This window comes from Lentzea atacamensis (assembly GCF_003269295.1).
In the GTDB taxonomy this organism is placed as follows: Bacteria; Actinomycetota; Actinomycetes; order Mycobacteriales; family Pseudonocardiaceae; genus Lentzea; species Lentzea atacamensis.
Window position 1 is genome coordinate 38490 of record NZ_QLTT01000009.1, and the last position, 18583, is coordinate 57072.

At 68.6% G+C, this 18583-nt stretch carries 19 protein-coding genes and 1 riboswitch; of the genes, 4 read left to right on the forward strand and 15 right to left on the reverse strand.

Annotation, left to right across the window (positions count from 1 at the left end):
• Window positions 1-11: 11 nt before the first annotated feature.
• The 4 genes from C8D87_RS33380 to bioD all read right to left on the reverse strand — a co-directional run bounded on the left by C8D87_RS33380 (window position 12) and on the right by bioD (window position 2619).
• Window positions 12-602 carry a DUF2567 domain-containing protein gene (locus C8D87_RS33380; protein WP_109633563.1) on the reverse strand — a complete coding sequence of 197 codons (591 nt, stop codon included), beginning with the start codon at window positions 600-602 and terminating at the stop codon, window positions 12-14.
• Between the two features lie 13 nt (window positions 603-615).
• Window positions 616-804: a biotin synthase auxiliary protein BsaP gene (gene bsaP / locus C8D87_RS49420; RefSeq protein WP_109635097.1), complete on the reverse strand. Its 189-nt coding sequence runs from the start codon at window positions 802-804 to the stop codon at window positions 616-618.
• Between the two features lie 8 nt (window positions 805-812).
• Complete coding sequence (gene bioB, locus C8D87_RS33390; protein ID WP_112229691.1) at window positions 813-1829, reverse strand: biotin synthase BioB; 1017 nt, start codon at window positions 1827-1829, stop codon at window positions 813-815.
• 70 nt (window positions 1830-1899) lie between these two features.
• On the reverse strand, window positions 1900-2619 hold the full coding sequence (bioD, locus tag C8D87_RS33395) for a dethiobiotin synthase (RefSeq protein ID WP_109633568.1): 720 nt from the start codon (window positions 2617-2619) through the stop codon (window positions 1900-1902).
• 36 nt (window positions 2620-2655) lie between these two features.
• Between bioD and C8D87_RS33400 the strand changes: the two genes are divergently transcribed.
• Complete coding sequence (locus C8D87_RS33400) at window positions 2656-2898, forward strand: glutaredoxin family protein (RefSeq protein ID WP_109635100.1); 243 nt, start codon at window positions 2656-2658, stop codon at window positions 2896-2898.
• Here the strand turns inward: C8D87_RS33400 and C8D87_RS33405 are convergent.
• From C8D87_RS33405 to dnaE, 4 genes are all read right to left on the reverse strand, one after another.
• Complete coding sequence (locus C8D87_RS33405) at window positions 2895-3398, reverse strand: RICIN domain-containing protein (RefSeq protein WP_146771946.1); 504 nt, start codon at window positions 3396-3398, stop codon at window positions 2895-2897. The genes C8D87_RS33400 and C8D87_RS33405 overlap by 4 nt on opposite strands.
• A 10-nt stretch (window positions 3399-3408) precedes the next feature.
• The gene (locus tag C8D87_RS33410) at window positions 3409-4665 is read right to left on the reverse strand and encodes an adenosylmethionine--8-amino-7-oxononanoate transaminase (protein ID WP_112229693.1); all 1257 of its coding nucleotides are present in this window, start codon (window positions 4663-4665) and stop codon (window positions 3409-3411) included.
• Between the two features lie 10 nt (window positions 4666-4675).
• Window positions 4676-5881, reverse strand: a complete 1206-nt coding sequence (locus tag C8D87_RS33415; RefSeq protein ID WP_233439291.1) for a cytochrome P450 family protein — start codon at window positions 5879-5881, stop codon at window positions 4676-4678.
• A gap of 67 nt (window positions 5882-5948) precedes the next feature.
• On the reverse strand, window positions 5949-9494 hold the full coding sequence (dnaE, locus tag C8D87_RS33420; protein ID WP_109633576.1) for a DNA polymerase III subunit alpha: 3546 nt from the start codon (window positions 9492-9494) through the stop codon (window positions 5949-5951).
• A gap of 207 nt (window positions 9495-9701) precedes the next feature.
• Between dnaE and C8D87_RS33425 the strand changes: the two genes are divergently transcribed.
• The gene (locus C8D87_RS33425) at window positions 9702-10517 is read left to right on the forward strand and encodes an AsnC family protein (RefSeq protein ID WP_112229694.1); all 816 of its coding nucleotides are present in this window, start codon (window positions 9702-9704) and stop codon (window positions 10515-10517) included.
• A gap of 11 nt (window positions 10518-10528) precedes the next feature.
• On the opposite strand, the gene C8D87_RS33430 is transcribed toward C8D87_RS33425, so the two are convergent.
• The 4 genes from C8D87_RS33430 to C8D87_RS33445 all read right to left on the reverse strand — a co-directional run bounded on the left by C8D87_RS33430 (window position 10529) and on the right by C8D87_RS33445 (window position 15282).
• On the reverse strand, window positions 10529-11413 hold the full coding sequence (locus C8D87_RS33430) for an RluA family pseudouridine synthase (RefSeq protein ID WP_112230055.1): 885 nt from the start codon (window positions 11411-11413) through the stop codon (window positions 10529-10531).
• Between the two features lie 101 nt (window positions 11414-11514).
• On the reverse strand, window positions 11515-12222 hold the full coding sequence (gene lspA, locus C8D87_RS33435; protein ID WP_215732568.1) for a signal peptidase II: 708 nt from the start codon (window positions 12220-12222) through the stop codon (window positions 11515-11517).
• A gap of 23 nt (window positions 12223-12245) precedes the next feature.
• Window positions 12246-13577, reverse strand: a complete 1332-nt coding sequence (locus tag C8D87_RS33440) for an aminotransferase class V-fold PLP-dependent enzyme (protein ID WP_112229696.1) — start codon at window positions 13575-13577, stop codon at window positions 12246-12248.
• A 37-nt stretch (window positions 13578-13614) separates the two neighbouring features.
• Window positions 13615-13729: riboswitch (SAM riboswitch) on the reverse strand.
• A 74-nt stretch (window positions 13730-13803) separates the two neighbouring features.
• Window positions 13804-15282 carry a potassium/proton antiporter gene (locus C8D87_RS33445; protein ID WP_112230057.1) on the reverse strand — a complete coding sequence of 493 codons (1479 nt, stop codon included), beginning with the start codon at window positions 15280-15282 and terminating at the stop codon, window positions 13804-13806.
• A gap of 138 nt (window positions 15283-15420) precedes the next feature.
• On the opposite strand from C8D87_RS33445, the gene C8D87_RS33450 reads away from it, so the two are divergent.
• Window positions 15421-16365: a M28 family metallopeptidase gene (locus C8D87_RS33450; protein ID WP_112229697.1), complete on the forward strand. Its 945-nt coding sequence runs from the start codon at window positions 15421-15423 to the stop codon at window positions 16363-16365.
• Here the strand turns inward: C8D87_RS33450 and C8D87_RS33455 are convergent.
• Entirely contained in the window at window positions 16338-16889 is a 552-nt protein-coding gene (locus C8D87_RS33455; protein WP_112229698.1) for a TetR/AcrR family transcriptional regulator, read from the reverse strand. The genes C8D87_RS33450 and C8D87_RS33455 overlap by 28 nt on opposite strands.
• A gap of 57 nt (window positions 16890-16946) precedes the next feature.
• Here C8D87_RS33455 and C8D87_RS33460 point away from each other — a divergent pair, with 57 nt between their 5' ends.
• Complete coding sequence (locus C8D87_RS33460; RefSeq protein ID WP_112229699.1) at window positions 16947-17399, forward strand: SRPBCC family protein; 453 nt, start codon at window positions 16947-16949, stop codon at window positions 17397-17399.
• On the opposite strand, the gene C8D87_RS33465 is transcribed toward C8D87_RS33460, so the two are convergent.
• Together C8D87_RS33465 and C8D87_RS33470 are read right to left on the reverse strand one after the other, a co-directional pair.
• Complete coding sequence (locus C8D87_RS33465; protein WP_112230059.1) at window positions 17400-18026, reverse strand: class I SAM-dependent methyltransferase; 627 nt, start codon at window positions 18024-18026, stop codon at window positions 17400-17402. It abuts the gene before it with no gap.
• 208 nt (window positions 18027-18234) lie between these two features.
• Window positions 18235-18498, reverse strand: coding sequence for a hypothetical protein (locus C8D87_RS33470; protein ID WP_112229700.1), 264 nt, complete (start codon window positions 18496-18498; stop codon window positions 18235-18237).
• Between the last annotated feature and the right edge of the window lie 85 nt (window positions 18499-18583).

Below are 18583 nucleotides of genomic sequence, written 5' to 3' on the forward strand. Positions count from 1 at the left end.
GTGCCTCGTCTTTAGCCGAGGCGCCGCCCCAGGTCGTCCAGGCCGTTCCACGCCGCGCAGCACCCGTAGGCCAGCGCGGCCGCCAAGGGCCACGCCAGAATTCCCCACCACGTCTCCAGAGCCGGCGCCACCAGCAGGGTGTCGTTCGGCTTGATCGTCGACGGCATCGGGTACGCGCCCGCGGCCAGGTTGCCGCCCAGGTACTGCGCGAACCACGCCGCCGCGAACGAGCCCGCCGTCATGCCCAGCATCACGACCGGCCCGCGCCGCTGCCGCAGCAGCCACACCGCGATGCCGGTGATCGCGCCCGCGCCGAGACCGATCAGCACGAACACCATCAGCGCGTCGAGCCGGTGGTAGCTCTCCACCCCGATCGGGTAGAACTTGTTGTCCTGCGGCGAGACGATCTTGAGCTGCGGCGGGGCGAGCCACGACCACAGGTACCCGGCGGGCAGCCCGAACGCGAACGTCGTCAGCAGCACCACCAGACCCGGCAGCAGATCCCGCTTCACCACGACCTTCGGCCGCGGCCGGATGTAGTGGTAGACGTACGGCGGCTCCGGCACGGGTTCGATGCGGACCGGGGCTGCTTTCTCGTCCATTCGCGAGAGGTTACTACCGAGCAGAAGTGATCTCTCCGTGGCGGCTGCAGCGCGCCGTCCAGCCGTCCGGGGTCACCTGGACGACCATCCGGCGCGCGCACTCCGAGCAGTACCGCGGCGGGTCGATCATCGACAGCCGCTGACGGCAGAACGCGTGGTCGCCGTCAGCTTCCTCTTTGCCGCAGAAAGAGCAGTACGTCATCACGGGGTTCACAGGGTCTGGCTCAGCGCCTTGATCGGCATCGACAGCTCCTCGAGCATGTCGAGGTCCTGCTGCGCCGGGCGGCCGAGGTTCGTCAGGTAGTTGCCGACGATGATCGCGTTGATGCCGCCGAGCATGCCCTGCTTCGCGCCCAGGTCGCCGAACGTCAGCTCACGGCCACCCGCGAAACGCAGGATCGTGCGCGGCAGGGCCAGCCGGAACGCGCCGACCGTCCGCAGTGCCTCGGCACCCTCGACGACCGGGTAGTTCTCGTACGGCGTGCCGGGGTTCGGGATGAGGAAGTTGAGCGGCACCTCGTCCGGCTCCAGCTCGGCCAGCTGCACGGCGAACTCCGCGCGCTGCGCCAGCGTCTCGCCCATGCCGATGATGCCGCCGCAGCAGACCTCCATGCCGGCGTCGCGGATCATCCTCAGCGTGTCCCAGCGCTCCTCCCAGGAGTGTGTGGTGACGACGTTCGGGAAGTGCGAGCGGGCGGTCTCGAGGTTGTGGTTGTAGCGGTGCACGCCCATCGCCACGAGCTCGTCGACCTGCTCCTGCGTGAGCATGCCGAGTGAGCAGGCGATCTGGATGTCGTTGCCGTCCTCGCGGATGGCCTTGATGCCGTCACGCACCTGCGAGAGCAGCCGCTTGTCCGGTCCGCGCACGGCCGCGACGATGCAGAACTCGGTCGCGCCGGTCTCCCGCGTCTGCCGTGCCGCGCGCACGAGACCGGGGATGTCCAGCCACGCCGACCGCACGGGCGACGGGAACTGGCCGGACTGCGAGCAGAAGTGGCAGTCCTCCGGGCAGCCGCCGGTCTTCAGCGAGACGATGCCCTCGACCTCGACCTCGGGGCCGCACCAGCGCTCACGCACCTCGTGCGCCAGCGCCAGAAGCTCGGGGATGCGGTCGTCAGGCAGCTCGAGCACCTGCAGGACCTGCGCCTCGGACAGTCCTACGCCTCGTTCGAGCACCTGCTCACGAGCCTCGTCGAGCACGTCGATCCGTTCCGGAGCTGCGGTCACGGTGTCTCCTCCTCCTGTGGCCTGGCGAGCAGTCTGCCTCACTGAATCCTTCATCGTGGAGCGACGTAGGTCACTGGACCGCGAACTGAGCCGCGAACGTCTCCGGGTCGAACTCCCCGCCGAACCACGGTGAAAACGATCTCTTGGCGACCGCCAGGAAATCCACAGAACCGAGCTTCGTCACACCCTGCGGCAGCGCGCCGAGCAGCGGGGCACCCGCCGCGTCCGGCAGATCCGCCAGGTTCGTCAGCGCCGCGAGGTCCGGGTGCAACGGCCAGCTGCCGACCACGACACCGATCGACTCGAGGCCACGCCGCTGCAGCGCCTCCGCGGTGAGAGCCGTGGAGTTGAGGGTCCCCAGCCCGGCCTGCGCCACGATCAGCACGGGCGCGTTCACCGCCCACGCGATGTCGGCCAGCGTCGACCCGCTCTCGTCGAACCTGACCAGCAGCCCGCCCGCGCCCTCGACCAGCACCAGGTCGTGCGTCGCGTCGAGGTCCGTCACGGCGGCGGCGACGTCCGCGGGGTGGATAGTGGCCATCCCCGCCCGTCTCGCCGCGGTGGCGGGCGCCAGTGGATCGGGGTATCTGGCCAGCTCACGGGTGGTCACGTCACCCGCCAGCCGCGCCACCTCCGCCACATCGCCGGGCTCGCCGGGCAGCAGGCCGGTCTGGGCGGGCTTCAGCACCGCGACCCGTCTGCCTTCTGCCCTGGCCAGCGCCGCGATGCCCGCGGTGACGGCGGTCTTGCCGACCTCTGTCCCGGTTCCGGTGATCACCAGCACGCTCACAGGCACTCACCTTAGGACGTGACCTACCGTGACAGCATGAGTGAGCAACCGATCGTGATGTACGGCGCCGAATGGTGTGGTGACTGCCGCCGGGCCAAGTCGTGGCTGACCCGCAACAACGTGCCGTTCACCTACGTCGACGTCGAGAACGACGACGAGGCGCGGGACAAGGCGATCGAGCTCTCCGGACGCAAGAACATCCCCGTCCTGGTGCTGCCGAACGGGGATGTCCTGGTCGAACCGACCGACACGCAGCTGTCAGCCGCGATCAGCCACTAATAGCTGTAGAGGTCGAGCCGCGCGCCGTCGTACAGGCCGGGAACTCCGAAGCTCGAGCGCGGCTTGGCCTCGTTGACCAACATCAGCTGTCCAGAGTGCGGGCCGCCGGTCCACTTCTGCTCGATGCCGCCGGTGCACTGCCACAGCTGCAGCCGCGTGACCTCGAGATCAATGTCCTCCAGCGCCGCGTCGAGGCACTTGCCGTTCATCTGGTTGATGACCTGGAAGCCGCCCCCCAACGGGTGCGGTTGAACCAGCCAGTACTGCTCGGCGCCACCCATCCCGCAGGTCCACAACTGGACCTTGCCGCCGTCGCGGTCGATCTCCTCCAGCGCCGCGTCGAAGCACAGCTTGGGGTTGCCTCGCCAGCTCAGCTTCGTCCACGTGGTGCCAGAACCCCACATGACGGAGTCCCGGAGCTGGTCCGCGGCCTGCGCCGGTGCGGCGAGGCCGGTCACCCCCAGAATGGCAGCGCAGACGACTGCCGTGATTTTCCCCATGCCCGGCACGCTAGCGAGCCGCAGCGACCACCGCAGCCGCAATCTGCCGGATGTCCTGATCGGTCGAGACGAACGGCGGCATCGTGTAGATCAGGTCGCGGAACGGCCGCAGCCACACACCCGCGTCCACCGCCGCTTTGGTGGCTCGTGCCATGTCCACGGGCTGATCGAGCTGCACGACGCCGATAGCGCCCAGCACGCGGACGTCCTTCACGCCGGGCAACGCACGTGCGGGCGCGAGGCCGGCTTTCAGGCCGTGCTCGATGCGTGCGACCTCACGCTTCCAGTCCTGGGACAGCAGCAGGTCGATCGAAGCGAGCGACACCGCCGACGCGAGCGGGTTGCCCATGAACGTCGGCCCGTGCGCGAGGACCGGCACCTCGCCCTTGCTGATCCCGTCCGCCACCCGTGACGTGCACAGGGTGGCGGCCATCGTCAGATATCCACCGGTCAGTGACTTGCCGAGGCACATGACGTCCGGGCTGACGTTCGCGTGATCGGCGGCGAACAGCTCCCCCGTGCGCCCGAAGCCCGTGGCGATCTCGTCGAACACCAGCAGCACGTCGTGGGTGTACGCGAGCTCACGCAGCACGTGCAGGTAGCGCGGGTCGTGGAAGCGCATGCCGCCGGCACCCTGCACGACCGGCTCGACGATGATCGCGGCCAGTTCGCCGGCGTGCTGTTCGACCAGGTCGGAGAGGTGCTGGACGTACGCGGTGTCCATCTCGGCGGGAGGTGCGTCCGCGAACACCTGCTGCGGCAGGATTCCACGCCACAGCGAATGCATGCCGCCCTCGGGATCGCAGACGGACATCGGGTTGAACGTGTCGCCGTGGTAGCCACCGCGCCACGTCATCAACCGGCGCTTCTCCTGCCGGTTCTGCGAACGCCAGTACTGCAGGCACATCTTCACCGCGACCTCGACCGACACCGACCCGGAGTCGCACAGGAACACGTGCTGCAACGGTTCGGGTGAGATCTCGACGAGCTTCGTCGCGAGCTTGATGGCGGGCTCGTGCGTGAGCCCGCCGAACATCACGTGGCTCATCCGGCCGAGCTGGTCCGTGACGGCGGCGTCGAGCACCGGGTGCCGGTAGCCGTGGATCGCGGCCCACCAGGACGACATGCCGTCGATCAGCTCCCTGCCGTCCCCGAGGGTGAGCCGGACACCCGAAGCCTCCTTGACGAGCAACGGCTCCTGGGTGCCCGGCATCGGGCCGTACGGGTGCCAGACGTGCGCCTGGTCGAGCTTCAGCAGGTCGTCCACGCGCCGAACATTAAGCGAGACGCACAGGAAGCGTGTGCAGACCACGGATCAACGTGCTGTCACGCCACACCAGCGTCTCCGGCTCGGCGGCGAGCTGCAGGTTCGGGAACCGCGCCAGCAGGTGCGTCAACGCCACGTCGAACTCCAGCCGGGCCAGCGGCGCGCCCAGGCAGAAGTGGATGCCGTGACCGAACGCGACGTGCCCACCCGCGTTGCGGGTGACGTCGAGTCGGTCGGGGTTCTCGTACTTCTCCGGGTCCCGGTTCGCCGCGATCAGCGACACCATCACGAACTCGTCGGCGGGAATCGTGACGCCGCCCAGCTCCACCGGCTCGGTGGTGTAGCGGAACGTCGCGATGTTCACCGGCCCCTCCAGCCGCAGGAACTCCTCCGCGCTCGCCGGGATCAGCTCGGGACGGTCCTTGAGGATCTGCAGCTGGTCCGGGTTGTGCAGCAGCGCGAGCACGGCGTTGCCGATGAGGTTCACCGTCGTCTCGTGGCCTGCCACGAGCAGAAGGAACGCCATCGACACCAGTTCGGCGTGGTTGAGCCGGTCCCCCGACTCGTCCGCGTGCACGAGGGCGGAGAAGAACGTGTCGTCCGGCTTCTCGTTCGCGACGCGGTCGACGTGCGCGATCAGGAACTGCGCCATCTTCCCGGACGCCTCGGCGATCTGTTCCTGCGTGCCGAAGGACAGCAGCGTGTTCGACCACTCGCGGAACTCGTCGCGGTTGTCGATCGGGATGCCGAGCAGCTCGCAGATCACCGTGATCGGCAGCGGGAACGCGAACGCCTCCAGCAGGTCGACCTCGTCGCCGTCGTTCAGCTTGGCGATGAGCTCGGCGGCGATCTCCTCCACGCGCGGGCGCATCAGCTCGATCCGCCGCGCGGTGAACGCCTTGTTCACGAGCTTGCGCAGGCGGGTGTGGTTCGGCGGGTCCATGTTGAGCATGTGCACCGCGAGGCCGGCGTCGAACTGCCGGCGGTCCGCCTCCTTGGGCGCGTGCAGCTCGAAGAGGTGTCCTCCAGCCTGCATGTCCTTGCTTATCCGCGGGTCGGTGAGCGCGACCTTGGCCTCTTCGTAACGAGTCACGAGCCAGACCTTGAGCCCGCGCGGCAGGTGGACTTCCTGCACGGGGCCTTCGGCACGCAACATGTCGTGCACTTCGTGTGGGTTCTGGACGTAGTCGGCGGGCAACTGGGTGAGTGTCGTCACTTCACCCAGTTAACCCCGTTAACTCATGGCTGGCCACTATTTCTCAGCTAGCCGGGACATTTCTCAGCTAGCCGAGACATCCCGGTCCGAGCAGCGCCTTCAGGTCACCCATCAGCGACGGCGTGGGCGCCACCCGCAGCGCGTCGTCCAGCTTCAGCACGGTGTTGCGCGACGCGTTGATCACCAGGTTGAGGTGCACCTCGGTCGAGCCGGGGTGCGCCCGCAGCACCTCCTTGAGCTGCGTGACGATCTCCGGCCGGCACTTGGTGGCAGGCATCTTCAGCCGCATCGCCCGCGACCCGATCTCGCTCAGGTCCGGCACCACCAGGTCGTTCGCGATCAGCGAGATGCGGTCGTCGCGCTTGGCCACGCGGGCCTTGACGAGCACGATCGCGTCCTCGACCACGGACATGCCGTGCACCATGAAGCTCTTGGGGAAGAACAGCACCTCGATGCCACCGGCGAGGTCCTCCAGCTGGGCGGAGGCCCACGACTCGCCGTTCTTGTTCACCCGGCGCATCACCGAGGCGAGGATGCCGCCGATGGTGACCTGGGTGCCGTCGGGGACGTCGCCTTCGAGGATCCGCGCGATCGAGGCGTCGGAGTACGACTCCAGCACGTGCTCGACGCCGTTCAGCGGGTGGCCGGAGACGTAGAGGCCGAGCATCTCGCGTTCCAGGGCGAGCTGGTGCTTGGACTCCCACTGCTCCTGCGGGATCTTGACGTCGAACACGCCAGCGATGTCGTCGTCGGACGCGTCACCGCCGCCGAAGAGGTCGAACTGACCCTTGGCCTCTTCCTTCTTCGTGATCATCACGGCGTCGACGGCGTCCACGTGGACCATGTGCAGGCCCTTGCGCGGGTGGCCGAGCGAGTCGAAGGCGCCCGCCTTGATCAGCGACTCGACGACCTTCTTGTTGCAGGCCGTGGCGTCGATCTTGCGCAGGAAGTCGGAGAAGTCGACGAACTTCCCCTTCTCCTTGCGCGCCTTGATGATCGCGTCGACGACGTTGGCGCCGACGTTGCGGATCGCGCCGAGACCGAAGCGGATGTCGGTGCCGACCGGGGCGAACTCGCGCTCGGACTCGTTGACGTCCGGCGGGAGCACCGTGATGCCCATGCGGCGGCACTCGGCGAGGTAGATCGCCGACTTGTCCTTGTTGTCCGAGTTCGTCGTGAGCAGCGCGGCCATGTACTCGGCCGGGTAGTTCGCCTTGAGGTACGCGGTCCAGTACGCGATGACGCCGTAGGTGGCGGAGTGCGCCTTGTTGAACGCGTAGTCGGCGAACGGGACCAGGATGTCCCAGAGGGTCTTGATCGCCTCTTTCGAGTACCCCTGGTCGATCATGCCCTTCTCGAAGCCCTCGAACTCCTTGTCGAGGATCTCCTTCTTCTTCTTGCCCATCGCGCGGCGGAGCAGGTCCGCTTGGGCCAGCGTGTAGCCCGCGACCTTCCGCGCGATCGCCATGACCTGCTCCTGGTAGACGATCAGGCCGTAGGTCGTGTCGAGGATCTCCGCGAGCGACTCCCGCAGCTCCTCGTGGATCGGGGTGATCTCCTGCTGCTTGTTCTTGCGCAGCGCGTAGTTGATGTGCGAGTTCGCACCCATCGGACCCGGCCGGTACAGGGCGATGACGGCCGAGACGTCTTCGAAGTTGTCCGGCTTCATCAGCCGCAGCAGGTCGCGCAGCGCCGAACCGTCGAGCTGGAACACGCCCAGCGTGTCGCCGCGGCCGAGCAGCTCGTACGTCTTCTTGTCGTCGAGCGGCACCTGGGTGCCGTCGGTGATGTCGATCTTGCCCTTGCCGTTGAGCTCGATGTTGCGCAGGGCGTCGTCGATCGTCGTGAGGTTCGACAGACCCAGGAAGTCCATCTTCAGCAGGCCGAGCGTCTCGCAGGTCGGGTAGTCGAACTGCGTGATGATCGACCCGTCCTGCGGGCGCATCCAGACCGGGATGTGGTCGGTGAGCGGCTCCGCGGACATGATGACCGCACAGGCGTGCACACCGGCGTTGCGGATCAGGCCCTCGAGCCCGCGCCCGGTGTCGATGATCTCCTTGACCTGCGGGTCCGTGTCGTAGAGCCCGCGCACCTCGGCGGCCTCGGCGTACCGCTTGTGCGACGAGTCGAAGATGCCGGACAGCGGGATGTCCTTGCCCATGACGGCGGGCGGCATCGCCTTGGAGATCCGGTCGGCGACCGCGTAACCGGGCTGGCCGTACAGGACTCGCGCCGAGTCCTTGATGGCCGCCTTCGCCTTGATGGTGCCGAACGTGATGACCTGGGCGACGTTCTCCTTGCCCCACTTCTCCGTCACGTACCGGATGACGTCACCGCGCCGGCGCTCGTCGAAGTCGATGTCGATGTCGGGAGGGCTGACGCGGTCGGGGTTCAGGAACCGCTCGAAGATCAGGCCGTGCGGCAGCGGGTCGAGGTCCGTGATGCCCAGGGCGTACGCGATCAGCGCGCCGGCGGCAGAACCACGGCCGGGACCGACGCGGATGCCGTTGGACTTGGCCCAGTTGATGAAGTCCGCGACGACGAGGAAGTACGACGGGAACCCCATCTGCAGGATGACGCTGATCTCGAACTCGACCTGCTTGGTGTGCTCCTCGTCGACCCCGTTCGGGAACCGGCGGTGCATGCCGCGCCAGACCTCGTCGCGGAAGTACTGGTCCTCCGTCAGCCCCTCCGGCACCGGGTACCGCGGCATGAGGTTCTTGAACTCGAACATGCCGGTCGTGTCGACCTTCTCCGCGATCAGCAGGGTGTTGCGGCACCCCTCCTGCCACGCGTCGCTCGAGTCGACCGCGCGCATCTCCTCCGGCGACTTCAGGTAGTAGCCCGTGCCGTCGAACTTGAACCGCGTCGGGTCCTGCAGCGTCTTACCGGTCTGGATGCAGAGCAGCGCCTCGTGCGTGTCCTTGTCCGTCGGGTACGTGTAGTGCGAGTCGTTCGTCACGACGAACGGGATGTCGAGCTTCTTCTGGATCTCCAGCAACCCGCCGCGGACCCGGCTCTCGATCTCGATGCCGTGGTCCATGATCTCCATGAAGAAGTTCTCTTTGCCGTAGATCTCCTGCCACTTGGCGGCAGCCTCGAGAGCTTCCTTCTCGTGCCCCAGCCGCAGGCGCGTCTGCACCTCGCCCGACGGGCACCCGGTCGTCGCCATCAGACCAGCGGAGTGCTCGGCGATGAGCTCGGCGTCCATCCGCGGCCACTTGCCCAGCTGCCCCTCGGTGGAGGCGAGGCTGGACAGCTTCATGAGGTTGTGCAGACCCTCGACGTTGCGCGCCCAGATCGTCTGGTGGGTGTACGCACCGGACGCCGACACGTCGTCGGCCTTCTGCCCGGGGTCGCCCCACAGCACGCGCTTCTTGTTGAAGCGCGAGTCCGGCGCCATGTACGCCTCGATGCCGATGATCGGCTTGACCCCGGCCGCCGTCGCCTGCTTGAAGAAGTCGTAGGCGCCGTACATGTTGCCGTGGTCGGTGATGGCGGCGGCGGGCATGCCCATGCGCTCGCACTCGGCGAACATGTCCTTGAGCTTCGCCGCACCGTCGAGCATCGAGTACTCGGTGTGCACGTGCAGGTGCACAAACGAGTCCGCCACGGTACCTCCAGGAGATCGAACGGACGCGTGGGAAGGACGCGAATCCGGATCTGCCAACCCTATCCCGCGCGAAATCTCGGGTCACGAACCCCTCTGCGGCCTGTCGCGTGATCTACGACCTGCCAGGCGGTGACGCGAAGATCGCAAGCGCGAGGTAGCGTTCAATTCGTGGTGGCCCCTGATCCCGTTGACGCTCGACTCCTGGCGATGCTGGCCGACTCGGGCCGTGCCGCCGTGCACGAGATCGCCCAGCGCCTCGGCATGGATCCGAGGGAAGCCGCCATGCGTCTGATCACCCTCTCCGGCAGCGGCCTTCCGCTGCTGGTGGGCGTGGAGTGCGACCCCAACGGCATCCGCCGGGCGCTCGCGAACGCCGCCGCGTACGGCAACTACATGGGCCCACCGGCCTCTGGTCCTCACGCGGTGCACCAGAGCGGTCCACACCACGTGAGCGGCCCGCACCAGGTCCCGTACGCGCCGCAGAACCCGGTCAGCCAGCCCTTCCCCGCCCAGCAGCCGCCGGCGCAGCCCCAGGCCACCTGGGGCCCGCCGCAGTCGGCCGGCTGGGTGCGCGCGGACCAGCCGCAGCCCAGGCCCGTCTCGCGGACCGGCAAGATCGGCTCGGCCCTGGAAGCGGACAGCCTCGAGGGCGCGCGTCTGTCCATCCAGCTGGTCGAGTTCGTCGACCCTGCGGACTTCCTCTTCACCGCTGCGGGCTACAAGCTGGCCGAGGGTGAACGGGCCGTGGTCGTCCACACCGAGATCACGAACACCTCGCAGGTGCCGTACACCTCGCTGCCGGACATGTACCTGGTCCTGGTCACCAAGACCGGCGAGACCGTGACGAAGGCTCCCGTGTCGCTGTCCTCGCGGCCCGCGCACAAGCTCGGCGTGCAGCCGGGCGAGACGGCCGGTGGCCACACGGTGTTCGTGCTGCCCGAGACGACCGATGTGATCCAGATCCGCTGGAGCGTGCGTCCCGAGGTGGACTTCAACACGCTCGTGTGGACGGTCGAGGACTAGCCCGCCCGCGGTCAGCCCTCTTCGCGCAGCTTCTCCAGCGCGACGGCCAGGTCGGCCGGGTACTCCGAGGTGAACGTGACCCACTCGCCGGTGCCGGGGTGGTGGAACCCGAGCTGGCGCGCGTGCAGCCACTGCCGCGCGACGCCGAGCCGCTTGGCCAGCGTGGGGTCCGCCCCGTAGGTCAGGTCGCCGACGCACGGGTGGTGCAGCGCCGAGAAGTGCACGCGGATCTGGTGCGTGCGGCCGGTCTCCAGGTGCACCTCGACGAACGAGGCCGCGCGGAACGCCTCGATCACCTCGTAGTGGGTGATCGACGGCTTGCCGGAGTTCATCACCGCGAACTTGTAGTCGTGCTTGGGGTGCCGGTCGATCGGGGCGTCGATGGTGCCCTTGATCGGGTCGGGGTGGCCCTGCACGAGCGCGTGGTAGACCTTGTCGACGGTCCGTTCTTTGAAGGCGTGCTTCAAAGCGGAGTAGGCCGACTCGGACTTCGCCACGACCATCACACCGGTGGTGCCCACGTCGAGGCGATGCACGACGCCCTGCCGTTCCGCGGCACCCGACGTGGCGATCCGGTGGCCCGCCGCGGCGAGCCCGCCGACGACGGTCGGCCCGGTCCAGCCGGGTGACGGGTGCACCGCGACGCCCACGGGCTTGTCCACGACGATGATGTCGTCGTCCTCGTGGATCACGACGAGGCCCTCGACGGGAATCGCCTGGACGGTGACCGGCTGCGGCGGCGCCGGCAGGGTGATCTCCAGCATCGCGCCGGCCGTCAGGCGGTCGGACTTGCCGACGACACGGCCGTCGATCAGCACGTCGTCGGCATCGGCGATGGCCGCGACGACGGTGCGCGACAAGCCCAGGAGCTTCGCGAGGCCAGCGTCGACACGCATGCCGTCCAAACCGTCGGGAATCGGCAGCGTTCGGTATCCGCTCACGCGCGGGGCCTCGACCTTCTTCTCCTTGCAGAACCTGCTGAACCTACCAGGAGCAGCTACTTCGACTCCTGCAGACCGTCCTGCACCACCGGGGCAGGAGCGTCCTTGTGGACCGTTCCGTCGTAGTCGTGCCGCATGAGCGCCAGCACGATGATCGTCGCTCCACCGCTGACGATCGCCATGTCCGCGACGTTGAACACCGGCCACACCTGGCCGAACGGGTCGAACAGCGACAGGAAGTCGACCACGTGGCCGCGCATCGGGCCCGGCTCGCGGAAGAGGCGGTCGGCGAGGTTGCCGACGGCGCCGCCGAGCACCAGTCCCAGTCCGACGGCCCAGGGCTGGGAGCGCAGGTTGCGCGAGATCCAGAGGATGAACCCGGCGACGCCCAGCGCGATGAGCGCGAGGATCCACGTCATGCCCTCGGCCAGGCCGAACGCGGCGCCGGGGTTGCGGACGAACGTGAGGTAGAGCACGCCGCCGAACAGCTTGATCGGGTCGGCATCCTCGAGGAACGCCACGGACAGGACTTTGGTGAGCACGTCCAGGGCCAGCACGCCACCGGCCAGGATCGCGAGGATCCCGGTCCGCGGCTCCGGCAGCGAACCGGTGATCGAGAACTCCGGCTCGACGACCTCGGCCGCCGGCTTCTCCGCGGCCTTCCCCTGCTCGCCCGCCTCGGGCTTCGCGGGTTCCTCGGCCGGTTTCGACTCGCTGACCTGCTCCTCGGCAGGAGTCTCCGCGGCCTTGGACTCGTCACTCACCAGGTCATTGTCCACGACCGGGACTACGCGAGGAACGGCGGCAGGGTTCGGCTGTCGTCCTCGGCCACCCAGCGGCCGTCGCGCTGCGTGTAGGTCCACTTCGGACCCTCGGTGACCAGAGTGCGCAACGCGGCCACCAGACGATCGACGTGCTCGGCCGTCGTACCCAGGCCGATCGAGGCGCGGACAGCGCGGTCCTCGTGCGCCCCAGCCTGCTTGACGAGCCGTCCGACGATCACGTGGGCACAGAACGCTCCGTCACGGACGCCGATGCCGTACTCGGCGGACAGGGCGGCCGCGAGGAAGCCCGCGTCGAAGCCGGGGATGGTGAAGCTCACGACGCCCACCTTGTCGGCGTCGGCCAGGATCGACAGCTCGCGGAAGCCCGGGATCGTGCGCAGGCCGTCCCGCAGGCGCGTCAGCAGCTCCTGCTCGTGCGCGACGGTCTGCTCCCAGTGCCGCGACAGGATCTCGCAGGCCGCGGCCAGCGCGTGCACACCGACGACGTTGGGGCTGCCGGCCTCGTGCCGCTCGGGCACCGCGGACCAGGCCACGCCGAGCCGGTCACCGTGGTCGGTCACCTTCGACGTCGCGCCGCCGCCCACCAGGTACGGCTGGGCCTGCTGCAGCCAGTCCGCGCGGCCGACCAGCACACCGGCACCGAACGGCGCGTAGATCTTGTGGCCGGAGAACGCGACGTAGTCGACGCCCAGCTCACGCACGTCGATCGGGCGGTGCGGGGCGAGCTGCGCGGCGTCGAGCGCGATCCGCGCGCCGTGCCTGCGGGCGACCTTCGCGAGCTCCGCGACCGGCCACAGCTCCCCCGTGACGTTGGACGCCCCGGTGACGATCACGAGCCGAGGGCCGACCGGGGCGGCGGCCAGAGCCCGGTCCAGCGCGACCACTGCAGCGCCGGACGAAGCAGGAGCGGGGATCCGCTGAACGTTGGGACCACGCCAGGGCAGCAGCGCCGCGTGGTGCTCGCTGTCGAAGAGAACGACCGCGGTGCCGCGAGGAACGCTGCGCGCCAACAGGTTCAGCGAATCGGTGGTGTTGCGGGTGAAGACCACGGTGTCGGAGGAGTGCGCCCCGACGAACTTGCGGATGCGGTCACGCGCCTGCTCGTAGACGCGGGTCGAGACCTGGGAGGCGAACCCGGCGCCGCGGTGCACGCTGGCGTACCAGGGCAGCAGCTCGTCGACGGCGTCGCGCACCTCCTGAAGACACGGCGCGCTGGCCGCGTGGTCGAGGTTGGCGTAGGTGACGCGCTCTCCGGTCACCAGCGGAACACGCAGGTCAGAGCCGACAACAGCCGGAACCGCAGTGCCGGTGGTCTTGGTGATCGCGAGCGTCATCGAGCTGCCTCCGAGGCCAGGGGCCCCGTGTCGCGAAGGCCCGCGCTTGACCGGCGCCCCACGCGCCGGACCAGGTCCTCACCAAGGGCACCCCACCGCGGTTGGAGGGTTGCCGGCCAGCAAGCTTGGGCTTGACGCTGGCTCTCATGACCTGCCGACGACGTTAGCGGAGCCTCGCGGCGCTCGTCGACTCCCGATCACATGCTGAGAAGCCTCGGAGACAGAACTAATCGCCGGTCTCACCCTTCCACCGTGCGTAGCGACCGGCCCGGTCGACGGCACGAATGCGCCGCTCAGCAGCGTCACGCGCTTCTTCGGTGGTGACGATGAGCAACTGGTCGTCAGTCTGCAGCCGCGTCGTCGGTTGTGGCGTGAAACTCTTCCCGGCACGCACGACGAGGCTCACCGTGGCACCGATCGGCAGCCGCAGCTCGGACATGTAGACGCCGTGCAGCTTCGACCCGCGCTGGATGTGCACCTGCAGCAGCTCGGCGCTCAGCTCGTCCAACGGCGAGGAGTCGACCTGCACCTCCTGCGGCTCACCCGCGCGCACCAGGCCGAGACGCCGCGCGAGGAACGGCAACGTCGTGCCCTGCACCACCGTCAGCACGATGACCAGCACGAACACCGCGTCGACCAGCTCACGCGCGCCTTCGACACCCTGGATCAGCGGGATCAGCGCGAACACGATCGGCACCGCACCGCGCAGCCCCGACCAGGAGAGGAACACCTGCTCCCGCCACGGCACCTTGAACGGCAGCGCGGCGAGGACGACGGACAACGGCCGTGCCACGAGCGTCACCACGACGCCCGCGATCAGCGCGGGAACCAGCACGTCGAGCAGCCGCGACGGCGACGCGTAGAGGCCGAGCAGGACGAAGAGCCCGATCTGGGCGAGCCAGCCGAGACCTTCGGCGAAGGAGAGGGTGTCCGCGCGGTGCGGCAGGCGGGCGTTGCCCAGCACCAGAGCCGCGACGTAGGTGGCGAGGAATCCGGACGCGTGCAGCAGATCGCCCGCCGTGTAGGCCATGACGCACACCGCCACCGTGGCGAGCGGGTACAGACCGGTGGCGGGCAGCGCCGCGCGTCTCAGCCCGGCACCGCCGAGGATGCCCAGTGCGACACCGATGAGCGCGCCCGCGGCCAGTTCGTAGAGCACGAGCAGCGGCGCGGTCCAGGTGATCTGGTCCGCGGAGGCCAGCAGCACGACGGCGATGTAGACGGGTGCGTCGTTGAGACCTGACTCCAGTTCGAGCGCGCCCGTGAGCCGCGCTCCCACGCCCAATGACCGCAGCACGCTGAACACGGCCGCCGCGTCCGTCGAGGACAGCACCGCTCCCCACAGCAACGCCATCCGCCAGTCGAGGCCGAGCAGGTGGTGCAATGCCGTGCCGGTGATCGCGACGCTCACCGCAACGGCCACTGTGGACAGTGCGACGCCTAACCACAGCGACGTCTTCACGGCCTGCCAGCGGGTCGTGAGCCCACCCTCGGTCAAGATCAGCACGAGGGCCGCGACGCCGAGCGACTGGGTGAGGTCGGCGTCGTCGAAGTTGATGCCGAGCACGGACTCGCCGAGGACCACGCCGATGCCCAGGTACAGCAGCAACGAGGGCAGCCCAAGCCGGATCGACACGCGCACCGCGATCACGGAGATCAGCAGGACGGCGGCGCCGATGCCCAGCACGACGGTGACGTCACCCACCTGGACCATTCTGAGTGATCACCACCGAATTGGACGAATCCGACGCGTCGAACAACCAGCCGTTCGCACCTACCGGGCTCATGCGCACAGGAGCATGTTGATCAGTGGCTCAATCCCAACCCTGCACGGAGTTGAACCATGAGGATCCTCATCGCACTGGCGGCCGCCTTGACGGTGGCCGGAGCAACCACAGCACAGGCGGCCGCTCCGCCCGAAGTCACCGCTCTGGCGGCTCCCAACATCAACGTCGCGAACGTGCAAGCCCACCTCAACCAGTTCCAGTCGATCGCGAACGCCAACGGCGGCAGCCGCGCGCACGGACGTCCGGGGTACCTGGCCTCGGTGAACTGGGTGAAGGGCAAGCTCGACGCGGCGGGCTTCACCACGCGGGTGCAGTCGTTCACCTACAACGGCGCCACCGGCTACAACCTGATCGCGGACTACCCCGGCGGCGACCTGAACAACGTTGTCATGCTCGGCGGCCACCTCGACAGCGTCACCTCGGGACCCGGCATCAACGACAACGGCACGGGCTCCGCGTCGATCCTGGAGGTCGCCCTCCAGATGAAGGCCACCGGTTTCCAGCCGACCAGGCACGTCCGGTTCGCCTGGTGGGGCGCGGAGGAGCTCGGCCTGCGCGGCTCGAGGTTCTACGTGAACTCCCTGTCCGCCGCGGACAAGTCGAGGATCAAGGCCTACCTGAACTTCGACATGACCGGCTCGCCGAACCCCGGCTACTTCGTCTACGACGGCGCTGACGGTCAGCCCGCCGGTTCGGTGGCGCTGCAGCAGCGACTGCAGGCGGGTTTCACGACGCTGAACGTCCAGACCGAGCTGGTCAAGGTCGGCGGCCGCTCCGACCACGCCGCCTTCGCCGCGGCGAACATCCCGACCGGCGGCACCTTCACCGGTGCCGAGCAGACCAAGACCACCGCCCAGGCGAGGAAGTGGGGCGGCACGGCCGGCCAGGCCTTCGACCGCTGCTACCACCGCTCCTGCGACACCACGTCCAACGTCAACGCCACGGCGCTCGACCGCAACGCGGACGTGATCGCCTACGCGTTGTGGGCGATCGCGGCCTGAGTCAGCACCTGCACGGCCTCGTCGACCATCGGCTCGACGAGGCCGGGCAGGGTCGCGAACATCTGCACCTGGCCCAGGTAAAGGCTGAACGCGATCAACGCGCGCTTCCTCGCGTGCTCCGCGTCGAACCCGAGCTGCTCGAACAGCTCGGTCAGGTAGCCCAGCCGCCGTTCGGTGACGCGCTGGAGAACCGGCCCGATCACCTCGTTCCCGGCACCCGCCTGCAAAGCCATCTCCACCGACCCCTTGCGGGTGCGGTCGAGCACCGTCTCGAACAACGTCCTGAGCTTGTCCCGCGGTGACTTCTCGTCCTCGACGAGCTCGATGACCTTCTCGGTGTGCTCCCGCTCCCACCGCTCGACGGTCGCTTTCAGCAGCGCCTCGCGGTTGGGGAAGTGGTGGTAGACGCTCCCCTTCGTCGCGCCGGCCCTGGCCGCGAGCGGCTCGATCGCGACGGCGGGCAGCCCGCCTTCCGCGAGTGCTCTCAGCGCCATCTCAGTCCAGTCGTCACGAGTGCGGCGCATTTCCGTACGCTAACGTATGTTTCGCGAACATACGGTGCCGTATGGAAGGAGCGTGTCGTGGTTCGCAACGTGCACGAGAGGGAACTGCCGGTACCCGCCGGACCGTTCGTCGAACGCATCCAGGAGCTGTGGCCACCCCTGTGGGGCAAGCAGGAGTTCGACCGCCCGCTCGGCGTCGGCGCCGACGGCGGGCACGGCCCGATCCGCTACCACTGCACGGAGTTCAAACCCGGCGAGTCGATCACCTTCGCCTTCAGCGACGGCGAGGGCACGCACACGCTGTCGGCCTCGGGCAACGTGGTGCGGCACGAGCTGGTCGGCAATTTCAGCCTCGGCGCACGGCTGCGCTGGGCGCTGGTGATCCGCTGGCTGCACGACGCCTGTCTGGAGGACCTCTTCGACAACTTCGAGCGGGCGGCGGGCCGCGAGCCCGCCACGCCGGCGCGGTGGTCGCTCTGGGTCCGGTTCGTGCGGCGGATGCTGATCAGGCGCCGGCCGGCGCGCGTCTGATCAGGACTGCTTGCGCAGCAGCAGCTGGCCCTGCAGGAAGCGCTCGCCCTCGTTCGGCGCCCGCACCAGCCGCGCGACCTCGCCGAACCCGGCCTCGCCCACCAGGTCCGCGAGACTGCCGGGCGACCACCGGTAGGCGAGCGTGACCTTGTGGTCGAACTCCTGCGGCTCCGGATCGTCGCCGGCGTAGAAGCCGAGCAGGAGGTACCCGCCCGGCACCAGCACCCGCGCGAATTCGGCGAACACGACCGGCAGCTGCTCCGGGGGCGTGTGGATCAAGGAGTAGTTCGCCAGCAGGCCGCTCACCGCCGCGTCCGCGAGGTCCAGCGCGGTCATCGACCCCACGTCGAACCGGAGATCCGGACGGGACCGCCGGGCGATGGCGATCATCTCGGGCGACAGGTCGATGCCGAAGGCGTTCAGCCCGAGCGAGTGCAGGTGTGCGGTCACGTGTCCGGGGCCGCAGCCGACGTCCGCGACCGGCCCGGAGTCGTGGGCCCGCACGAGCTCGGCGAACGCGGTCAGCAGTGCGCGCTCCAGCGGCAGGGTGTCGAGCACGTCGCTGAACAGCTCGGCGTAGAGGGGCGCGACGGAGTCGTAGGCAGTCCTCGTGGACGGTTCGGTCACGACGGAAACCGTAGTGCCCCAACGGTCCGCGGACGTGAAGGCGTGCGCGATGGCCGGAACCACCGCGCACGCCGCCGGCTACACCTCGGTCACGCCTGACACGTCGCCCTGCGCGGGACGAGTGGGCCGCTGCCCGGCCAGTGGTACCCGATCAGACCGCCGTCCTCCGCGATGTGGTCGACGTCCAGCAGGCCGGGCACGTCCTCGATCAGTGCTCCCCCTGCCAGCCGCGCAGGGTCGTGTACACGCCTGCCTGCCAGCGCGACGCCGCCGGGAAGGTGTGACCCGTCAGGATCACTACGCCGGACGAGTTCACATCGCTGGCGTGGACGACGTTTCTGAAGAACGACAGCTGGTCGACCAGCTGCCCGTCCTTCCAGACCAGTACCGCCGAACCGGACGTCCAGCGGAAGGAGCCGTTGCCGACGGCCCACACCCCCGGCGGCACCGGCCACGCCGCCCGGCCCCACACCGTCCGGCTTCGGCAGCTCGGACTCGGTCCAGGTGTCGCAGAAAGCCGGATCGGCCGACGCGCTGGCGGGCGCCACCACTCCGGC

Excerpts from the sequence above, each read along its gene's own strand:
- bsaP (WP_109635097.1), bottom strand. The coding sequence starts at position 804 with ATGACGTACTGCTCTTTCTGCGGCAAAGAGGAAGCTGACGGCGACCAC.
- C8D87_RS33450 (WP_112229697.1), top strand. The coding sequence starts at position 15,421 with ATGAGGATCCTCATCGCACTGGCGGCCGCCTTGACGGTGGCCGGAGCA.
- C8D87_RS33440 (WP_112229696.1), bottom strand. The coding sequence starts at position 13,577 with ATGACGCTCGCGATCACCAAGACCACCGGCACTGCGGTTCCGGCTGTT.
- C8D87_RS33400 (WP_109635100.1), top strand. The coding sequence starts at position 2,656 with ATGAGTGAGCAACCGATCGTGATGTACGGCGCCGAATGGTGTGGTGAC.
- C8D87_RS33380 (WP_109633563.1), bottom strand. The coding sequence starts at position 602 with ATGGACGAGAAAGCAGCCCCGGTCCGCATCGAACCCGTGCCGGAGCCG.
- C8D87_RS33405 (WP_146771946.1), bottom strand. The coding sequence starts at position 3,398 with ATGGGGAAAATCACGGCAGTCGTCTGCGCTGCCATTCTGGGGGTGACC.
- C8D87_RS33430 (WP_112230055.1), bottom strand. The coding sequence starts at position 11,413 with ATGCGTGTCGACGCTGGCCTCGCGAAGCTCCTGGGCTTGTCGCGCACC.
- C8D87_RS33425 (WP_112229694.1), top strand. The coding sequence starts at position 9,702 with ATGCTGGCCGACTCGGGCCGTGCCGCCGTGCACGAGATCGCCCAGCGC.
- C8D87_RS33455 (WP_112229698.1), bottom strand. The coding sequence starts at position 16,889 with ATGCGCCGCACTCGTGACGACTGGACTGAGATGGCGCTGAGAGCACTC.